At 72.6% G+C, this 7,517-nt stretch carries 8 protein-coding genes; 6 read left to right on the top strand and 2 right to left on the bottom strand.

Translation table 11 applies throughout. From position 1 onward, the window contains the following. Nucleotides 1–185: 185 nt before the first annotated feature. The 3 genes from B277_RS06665 to B277_RS06655 are packed head-to-tail and all read left to right on the top strand — an operon-like array spanning nucleotide 186 to nucleotide 2,106. The gene (locus tag B277_RS06665) at nucleotides 186–1,121 is read left to right on the top strand and encodes an alpha/beta hydrolase (RefSeq protein WP_007926476.1); all 936 of its coding nucleotides are present in this window, start codon (nucleotides 186–188) and stop codon (nucleotides 1,119–1,121) included. A gap of 5 nt (nucleotides 1,122–1,126) precedes the next feature. After that, nucleotides 1,127–1,492, top strand: a complete 366-nt coding sequence (locus tag B277_RS06660) for a hypothetical protein (protein ID WP_007926475.1) — start codon at nucleotides 1,127–1,129, stop codon at nucleotides 1,490–1,492. Then, on the top strand, nucleotides 1,489–2,106 hold the full coding sequence (locus B277_RS06655; protein WP_007926474.1) for a DUF998 domain-containing protein: 618 nt from the start codon (nucleotides 1,489–1,491) through the stop codon (nucleotides 2,104–2,106). The genes B277_RS06660 and B277_RS06655 overlap by 4 nt, the downstream gene beginning before the upstream one ends. On the opposite strand, the gene B277_RS06650 is transcribed toward B277_RS06655, so the two are convergent. Next, complete coding sequence (locus B277_RS06650) at nucleotides 2,090–3,076, bottom strand: LysR family transcriptional regulator (RefSeq protein WP_007926473.1); 987 nt, start codon at nucleotides 3,074–3,076, stop codon at nucleotides 2,090–2,092. The two genes, B277_RS06655 and B277_RS06650, sit on opposite strands and share 17 nt — an antisense overlap. 86 nt (nucleotides 3,077–3,162) lie before the next feature. Between B277_RS06650 and B277_RS06645 the strand changes: the two genes are divergently transcribed. After that, nucleotides 3,163–4,365, top strand: coding sequence for a Glu/Leu/Phe/Val dehydrogenase dimerization domain-containing protein (locus B277_RS06645; protein WP_051987923.1), 1,203 nt, complete (start codon nucleotides 3,163–3,165; stop codon nucleotides 4,363–4,365). 59 nt (nucleotides 4,366–4,424) lie between these two features. On the opposite strand, the gene B277_RS06640 is transcribed toward B277_RS06645, so the two are convergent. Further along, nucleotides 4,425–5,090 (bottom strand): GntR family transcriptional regulator, encoded by a 666-nt coding sequence (locus tag B277_RS06640; RefSeq protein WP_007926467.1) that lies wholly within the window; start codon nucleotides 5,088–5,090, stop codon nucleotides 4,425–4,427. 63 nt (nucleotides 5,091–5,153) lie between these two features. Here B277_RS06640 and B277_RS06635 point away from each other — a divergent pair, with 63 nt between their 5' ends. Both B277_RS06635 and B277_RS06630 read left to right on the top strand, forming a co-directional pair. After that, entirely contained in the window at nucleotides 5,154–6,143 is a 990-nt protein-coding gene (locus B277_RS06635) for a D-2-hydroxyacid dehydrogenase (protein WP_007926465.1), read from the top strand. Then, nucleotides 6,140–7,510, top strand: a complete 1,371-nt coding sequence (locus B277_RS06630; RefSeq protein WP_007926464.1) for an amidase — start codon at nucleotides 6,140–6,142, stop codon at nucleotides 7,508–7,510. Before B277_RS06635 ends, B277_RS06630 begins: the two co-directional genes overlap by 4 nt. Nucleotides 7,511–7,517: the final 7 nt, after the last annotated feature.

Genomic DNA, 7,517 nt, shown 5'->3' with positions numbered 1-7,517 from the left:
GAGGGAGCGGCGACGCTCGGCGGACTGGGCCTTCTTGCGTGCCTCGGCGAGCTTGACCTCGCGGGCGGACATCGACTTCTTGCTGCTCATGGGTCCCTCGGGGTAGGCGGGGGCGGAATTGCCGGGATTATTGCACCGTCAACTGAAGGTCTACTGAGGACTGCCACGCCACTAGTTCTGACTGCATGCGTTCAGAGACGACGACCATCACCTCCCCGCAGGACGGGTTGCCACTCTTCGTGCGCAGCTGGCAGCCCGACGGCGAGGCCAAGGGCGTCGTCCAGATGGCCCACGGGATGGCCGAGCACTCCGGGCGCTACGAGCGCTTCGCGCAGGCGCTCACCGACGCCGGCTACGCAGCGTGGATGCACGACCATCGCGGCCACGGCGAGACCTCGACCGAGCAGGAGGACCGCGGCTACTACGCCGACGACCACGGCTGGGACACGGTCGTCGAGGACATGCACACCGTGACCCGGGCGATCGCCGAGGCCCACCCGGGACTGCCGCTCTTCTTCTTCGGCCACTCCATGGGTTCCCTGCTCGGCCGCGACTACATCACCCGCTACGGGCAGGACCTCGTCGGTGCCGTCCTGAGCGGCACGGCAGCCAACCCCGGCCTGCTGGGCAAGGTCGGCCAGGGACTGGCGAGCGTCGAGGCGCGCCTCCGCGGTCGCCGCCACACGTCCAAGCTCATGGATGCCATGACCTTCGGCGCGTACAACAAGCCCTTCAAGGCCGAGGGGGAGTTCGGCTGGCTCTCTCGTGACCGGGCCGAGGTGCGCAAGTACATCGACGACCCTCGCTGCGGTGAGGTCTTCACCTCCGGCTTCTTCGCCGACCTGCTCGGTGGCGTCAACCGGTTGCAGGGGCTGGCAGCCCGCGTCCCCCACGACCTGCCGCTCTTGGTGATCTCGGGCGAGCAGGACCCGGTCGGCGGCAAGGACGGCGCCGGCGTGCGGGCCGCGGCCGAGGCCTTCCGGGCCGGTGGCGTCGAGGACGTCACCCTCGAGCTCTTCCCGGGCGCTCGCCACGAGCTGCTCAACGAGACCAACCGCGACGAGGTCACCGACCTCGTCATCGGCTGGCTGGACGACCACCTGCCGACGAAGGGGGAGTGACTCCCGTGACCGATGACAAGCGAGACGCCCGCAAGGCGATCGAGGACCTCGAGCTCGACAAGCACCTCGCGGCCGCCGGGGCGGCCGCCTCGAGGCTGGCCCAGGAGGCGGTCAGCCTCGTCGGCACCTACGCAGACGACCACCGTGAGCAGGCCCACGGGCTGCTCGACCGGGCCGAGAGCGAAGCCGACCGGGTGACCGGTGGCCGCGCCACCGACCTGCTCGGCAAGGTCCGCTCCGGCCTGGCGGCCGGCGTCGACCTGGTCGCCGACCAGCGGCCCGACCCTGCGGCGGCTGCGTCCGAGTCGACCGACGCCCCGGGCTCTGACGCAGGCTCCGACGACCCGGGGCAGCCCCCTTCGGCCGGATGACCGCCCGACGACGGCTCGGCGGGGCGCTGCTCCTCCTCGCCGTCGCCTACCTGCTCGGCGAGGCCTGGGCCGTCGCCGGCTGGCGGGGTTTGCCCTACAGCTGGACCGATGACGCGATCAGCACCCTCGGCGTCCCCGAGGTCATGTGGACCGGCGAGGGCTCGCGCGAGTCGACGCGGTACGCGGCGATGAATGCGACCTTCGTCGCCTCCGGCGTGCGGGTGCTGCTCGCGACGGTGGTGCTCGCCCCCTTCGTCCCGCGGTGGCGGTGGCTCGTCCTGCCCCTCGCCCTCGCCCACGGGATCGGGACCGTCGTCGTCGGCTTCGTCCCCACCGGGCTGACCTCCGAGCGGGCCAACGGGCACGGCCTCGGCGCTGCCCTCGCCATCGGCGGCGGCACGCTCCTGCTCCTCGCGCTCACCGCGGCCCTGGCCGCTCGGCACCGGGGGCTCGCTGCCTGGACCGGGGCGTGCTCCGCGGTCTCCGTGCTCGGATTCGCGCTCGTCCTCGTCGGGGTGGGGGGCTTCGGGCTGGCGGAGCGGCTCGCCGTCGACGCCGTCATCATCTGGCAGATCGGGGCCGGCGCCGCGCTGCTGCTCAGCCGACCCCGGTGAGGCCCTGCTCCGCGGCTGCGGAGCGCACGGCCTCGACGAAGAGGTCGATCGACGGTCGCGGGGTGGAGCTGGCCCGCTGGGCGATGGACACCGTCCGCAGGATCGGTTCGTCGAGGGGGATGACGTCGACGCCCGGAGGCAGCAGCGTGAGCCCGAGGTCGGAGACCAGGGTGACGCCCAGGCCGCTCGCGATCATCGCCAGGGCAGTGAACTGCTCCTCGACCGTGTGCACGATCCGCGGGTCGAAGCCGTGGGCGTGGCACTCCACCCGCACCGCCCGGCCGAAGTGCGAGCGCGGCCCGGCGAGGATCCACGGGAAGTCGGCGAGCGCGGTGAGCGACACGCTCTCGCCCGGCAGGGCACCCTCCGGCGCCGCGGCGTGCAGGCGCTCGACGGCCACGACCGACCACTGCAGCGCCGGGTCGCGGTCGAGGGGGTGACCGGAGTAGTCGATGACGAAGGACAGGTCGAGCAGCCCGTCGCGCACCGCGTCGGCCGTCTCCTCGGGGGCGAGCTCGCTCGTGTGCACCCGGATGCCGGGGTGCTCGACGGCGAGGGAGGACAGCGCGCGGGGCAGCAGGCCCGAGGCCACCGACGCCCACACCCCGACGCTCAGCCGGGCGGTGATGCCCGACTGGGCCTGCTCGATCGCGGCGGTCGCGCGCTCGACCGAGCCGAGGATCTCCTCGGCGTGGTCGGACAGGAGCAGGCCGAGCTCGGTGAGCTGGACCCGCCGGCCGTGGCGCTCGATGAGCTTGACCCCGACCTCGCGCTCGAGCTGGGCGAGCTGCTGGGAGACGCCCGACGGGCTGTAGTGCAGGGCCTGCGCGGCAGCGGTCACCGTGCCGCGCCGGTGCAGCTCGCGCAGCATCTGCAGGCGTCGCAGGGACAGCTCCATCCGCCCACAGTAGGCCGCGGCCCGCTGCTGGGGCGGGAGGCGCGTGATCGTGCAGGCCGGGTGCACGATCACGTGCACCTTCTGTAACTGGACGTGAGGCGGGTCACGCGCTGACTCTGGCCGTACTGCTCCCCCTTTTCAGATTGGCGGTCATCACCATGACGGCGACCCACACGACCAACCCGGCACACGACTTCGTCGACCGCGAGCCCGCGCACCAGATCACCTGGGTCGACCCCGTGACGGGCGCGCAGGGGTACCTCGTCGTCCACACCCTCGTCGGCGGCATCGCCACCGGTGGCACCCGCATGCGGGCCGGCTGCACGATCAGCGAGGTCGGTGACCTGGCCCGTGGCATGGCCACCAAGACGGCGGCCTTCGGCCTGCCCGTCGGCGGAGCGAAGGGGGGCGTCGACTTCGACCCCAAGGACCCGCGGGCCTTCGGTGTGCTCACGCGATTCTTCACCGCGATGCGCCCGTGGCTCGACGGCCGCTGGGTCACCGCCGAAGACCTCGGCGTGACCCAGCAGCTCATCGACGACGTCTTTGCCGAGGTGGGCCTCTCGCAGTCCTTCCACGCGGCGATCTCGCGCTCGCCGCAGCCGGAGGCGACCCTCGCCCGGGTGCAGGCCGGGCTCGAGGTCATGACCGACGGCTACCCGCTCGGCGACGTCATCGGCGGCTACGGGGTCGCCGAGGCCTGCCTCGGCGCGGCCGACGGCTTCGGCTGGGCGACCCGGGACACGACGATCACGATCCAGGGCGTCGGCACGATGGGTGGCGGCGCGGCGTGGTACCTCCACGAGGCGGGTGCCCGGGTGACGGCCGTCGCCGACGCCCGCGGCACCCTCTTCGACCCGGCCGGCCTCGACGTGCCCGCGCTGCTCGACCTGCGCGACGAGTACGGCGAGATCGACCGGTCGCAGGTGCCGGCACACGTGCAGCAGCTGCCGCGCGACGCGATCGTCGGCATCGAGGCCGACATCTTCGTCCCGGCCGCCGTCTCCTACGCCATCCGCGAGGACAACGTCGACCAGGTGGTCGCGCGGGTCGTCGTGGAGGCGGCCAATGCCGCGACGACCTGGGGTGCCGAGGACACGCTCACCGAGCGCGGCATCGTCGTCGTGCCCGACTTCATCGCCAACGCCGGCGCTGCCGCCTGGGCCTGGTGGCTGCTCCAGGGGCAGGTCGGCTGCGACCCCCGGGACTCCTTCGACCGCCTCTCGGCCGAGATGCGCGCCAAGGTCGCAGTCCTCGCCGAGCGCTGGACCTGCGACCGGATCCCCATGCGGCAGAGCGGGTTTGCGCTGGCATCGAGCAACCTGCGCGCCCTTGAGGGGGCGCAGATCGTCATCCCTTGAGTCCCGCTCGGCTCGCTGACCGCCGGAGGCAGGTCGGTCGGGGCGGCCGGACGCGGCCGTCAGCCCCGCTTGGCGACGATCCGCTGCACGGCGTCGTCGAGGTGCGCCTGGAGGGCCGCCTTGGCGCGGGCCGGCGGCGCGGTGAGGATCGCCTGCCGCAGAGCCTCGTGGTCGTCGACCTGCGTCCAGAGGTCGCCGTAGGTCGTGCGCAGCTCCCCCAAGCACATGCGCGTCTCGACGATCAGGGTCCGCATGGCGCGGATGAGGCGGGGACTGGCCGAGGCCTCGACGAGCACCTCGTGGAAGTGCTGGTCCGCGTCCGAGACGGCGGGGCCGTCCCCCTTCGCCGCGGCCCGTCGCATCCGGGTGACGACGCGCTCGAGCTCGTCGGCCGTCGACTCGCGGCGTCGGTCGGCGATGACGATCTCGAGGGCTCCCCGCTCGATGACCGAGCGCGTGCGGTAGACGTCGCGGACGTCGTCGAGGGTGAGCTCGTTGACGAAGACGCCGCGATTGGTGATCGCCTGGAGCAGCCCCTCGGACACCAGTCGCTGCATCGCCTCGCGCACCGGGCCACGGGAGACCTCGAAGCGGGCGGCGAGGTCCGCCTCGCCCAGCTGCTCGCCCGGCTCCAGCCGACCGGACATGATCGCCTCGCGCAGCTCGTCGGCGAGGTACTCCACGGTCGAGCGGCGTGGGTGGGGCGTGAGATCGCTGACGGGCATGTCCCTGCCTTCGTGATTGCCAGATTGTTGACAATCTATGAACCCGGCTCCTACGTTGTCAACATGCCCAGCCAGCCCGTGGTCGTGGTGCTCCACGACGGACAACTCCCCGACGAGCAGGTCATGGCGCCGGTCGTCGAGCGCGCCCGAGAGGTGCGCTACGCGACCGCCGAGGAGCTGCCCGAGGCGATCGCCGGAGCCGAGGTGCTCTTCGCCTACGACTTCTTCTCCACCGCCATCCCCGACGCCTGGCCGGCCGCCGACGCGCTCGAGTGGATCCACGTCGCCTCGACCGGGGTCGACGCGATCCTCTCGCCGGAGGTGCGCGACAGCGACGTCGTGCTCACGAACTCGCGCGGCGTCTTCGACGCCTCGATCGCCGAGTACGTCCTCGCCCAGGTCCTCGCCTTCGCCAAGGACCTGCCGCAGTCGACCCGGCTGCAGCAGGCCCACCGGTGGGTGCACCGCGAGTCCGAGCGGGTCGCCGGCACGCGGGCACTCGTCGTCGGCACCGGCCAGATCGGCCGGGCGATCGCCCGGCTGCTGCGCGCAGTCGGCGTCGAGGTCTCCGGCTCCGGCCGACGTGCCCGTGACGACGACCCCGACTTCGGCACCGTGACCGCGCAGGAGGACCTGCACCACGCTCTCGCCGCTGCCGACTGGGTCGTGTGCATCGCCCCTCTCACCGACGCGACCCGGGGGATGTTCGACGCAGCGGCCTTCCGCGCAATGCCCGACCACGCCCGCTTCATCAACGTCGGTCGGGGGGAGTCCGTCGTCACCGACGACCTCGTCGACGCGCTGCGCTCCGGGACGATCGCCGGCGCGGCTCTCGACGTCTTCGACACCGAGCCTCTCCCGCAGGACCACCCGCTGTGGGACCTGGCTGGGGTGCACATCACCCCTCACAGCTCCGGGGACTTCATCGGCTGGCGGGACGAGCTCGTGCGCCTCTTCGCCGACAACTTCGCTCGGTGGGTCGACGACGAGCCGCTGCGTCACGTCGTCGACACCTCGCTGGGATACGTACCGACCGACGGGAGCACCGCATGACGCCCACCGAGATGACCGCCGTCGAGCTCCTCGCCGCCTACGGCGCCAAGGAGCTCTCACCGGTCGAGGCGACGACGGCCGTCCTCGACCGCATCGACGAGGTCGACGGGCAGGTCAACGCGATGTGCCTCGTCGACCGTGAGGGGGCCCTCGCGCAGGCCCGCGCCTCCGAGGCCCGCTGGCAGGCTGGCGCACCCCAGGGGCTGCTCGACGGGGTGCCCACCTCGATGAAGGACATCTTCCTCACCCGGGGGTGGCCCACCCTGCGCGGCTCGCGGTCGATCGACCCTGACCAGGCGTGGGACGTCGACGCCCCGGTCACCGCTCGTCTGCGCGCCGACGGCATGGTCCTCGTCGGCAAGAACACGACACCCGAGATCGCCTGGAAGGGCGTGACCGACTCGCCCCTCACCGGTGTCACGCGCAACCCGGTCGACCCCCGGATGACCGCGGGTGGTTCCTCCGGAGGTGCCTCCGCGGTGGTTGCCGCCGGGATGGCGCCGGTCGCCGTCGGGACCGACGCCGGCGGCAGCATCCGCATCCCGGCCTCCTTCTGCGGGATCGTCGGCTTCAAGCCGACGCACGGCCGGGTGCCGATGTTTCCGGCCAGCCCCTTCGGGCCCCTCGCGCACGCCGGCCCGATGACCCGCACCGTCGATGACGCCGCGCTGCTCCTCGACGTCATCTCGCAGCCCGACCCCCGTGACCCGACGGCGCTCGACGTGCCGTCGACGCCCTTCCGCGAGCAGGCCACCCGCGACGTCTCCGGGCTCCATGTCGCCTACTCGGGGACCCTCGGGTGGATCGACGTCGACGACGAGGTCGCTCGGGTGTGCGACGCCGCGGTGGCGGCGATCGACGCGGCAGGGATGCCGGTCACCGCGACCGACCCGGGCTTCGCCGACCCCTTCGACGCCTTCGAGCTGCTCTGGGGGGCCAGTGCCGCGACGCTCCTGCGGACCATGCCGGGGGCCCGCGAGACCATCGACCCCGGACTCGGTCGGGCCTGGGACCTCGGTGAGTCGGTGAGCGGCATCGACGTCTTCGAGGCCCGGGCCGTCGCCGCCCAGCTCGGCATCACCATGGGTGCCTTCCACGAGCAGCACCCCCTGCTCATCACCCCGACGATGCCGATCCCGGCCTTCGAGGCGGGGCACGACGTCCCGCCGGGCAGCGGGATGACGCACTGGGCCCGGTGGACCCCCTTCACCTACCCCTTCAACATGACCCAGCAGCCGGCGATCAGCATCCCCGTGGGGACGACCTCCGCCGGCCTGCCGGTCGGCCTGCAGATCATCGGCCCGCGCCACGCGGACGGCCTCGTCCTCGCCGCGGCGCGGTGGGTCGAGGGCGTGCTGGCCGGCTGACCCGGAG

The sequence above is a fragment of the Janibacter hoylei PVAS-1 genome (assembly GCF_000297495.1).
Classification (GTDB): domain Bacteria; phylum Actinomycetota; class Actinomycetes; order Actinomycetales; family Dermatophilaceae; genus Janibacter; species Janibacter hoylei.
The sequence above is the reverse complement of the archived record's forward strand: the minus strand, read 5'-3'. Positions and strand labels throughout refer to the sequence as shown.

Bases quoted from the DNA above. Each gene is read 5' to 3' on its own strand.
- B277_RS06665 (WP_007926476.1), top strand. From the start codon at position 186: ATGCGTTCAGAGACGACGACCATCACCTCCCCGCAGGACGGGTTGCCA.
- B277_RS06655 (WP_007926474.1), top strand. From the start codon at position 1,489: ATGACCGCCCGACGACGGCTCGGCGGGGCGCTGCTCCTCCTCGCCGTC.
- B277_RS06645 (WP_051987923.1), top strand. From the start codon at position 3,163: ATGACGGCGACCCACACGACCAACCCGGCACACGACTTCGTCGACCGC.
- B277_RS06640 (WP_007926467.1), bottom strand. From the start codon at position 5,090: ATGCCCGTCAGCGATCTCACGCCCCACCCACGCCGCTCGACCGTGGAG.
- B277_RS06635 (WP_007926465.1), top strand. From the start codon at position 5,154: ATGCCCAGCCAGCCCGTGGTCGTGGTGCTCCACGACGGACAACTCCCC.
- B277_RS06630 (WP_007926464.1), top strand. From the start codon at position 6,140: ATGACGCCCACCGAGATGACCGCCGTCGAGCTCCTCGCCGCCTACGGC.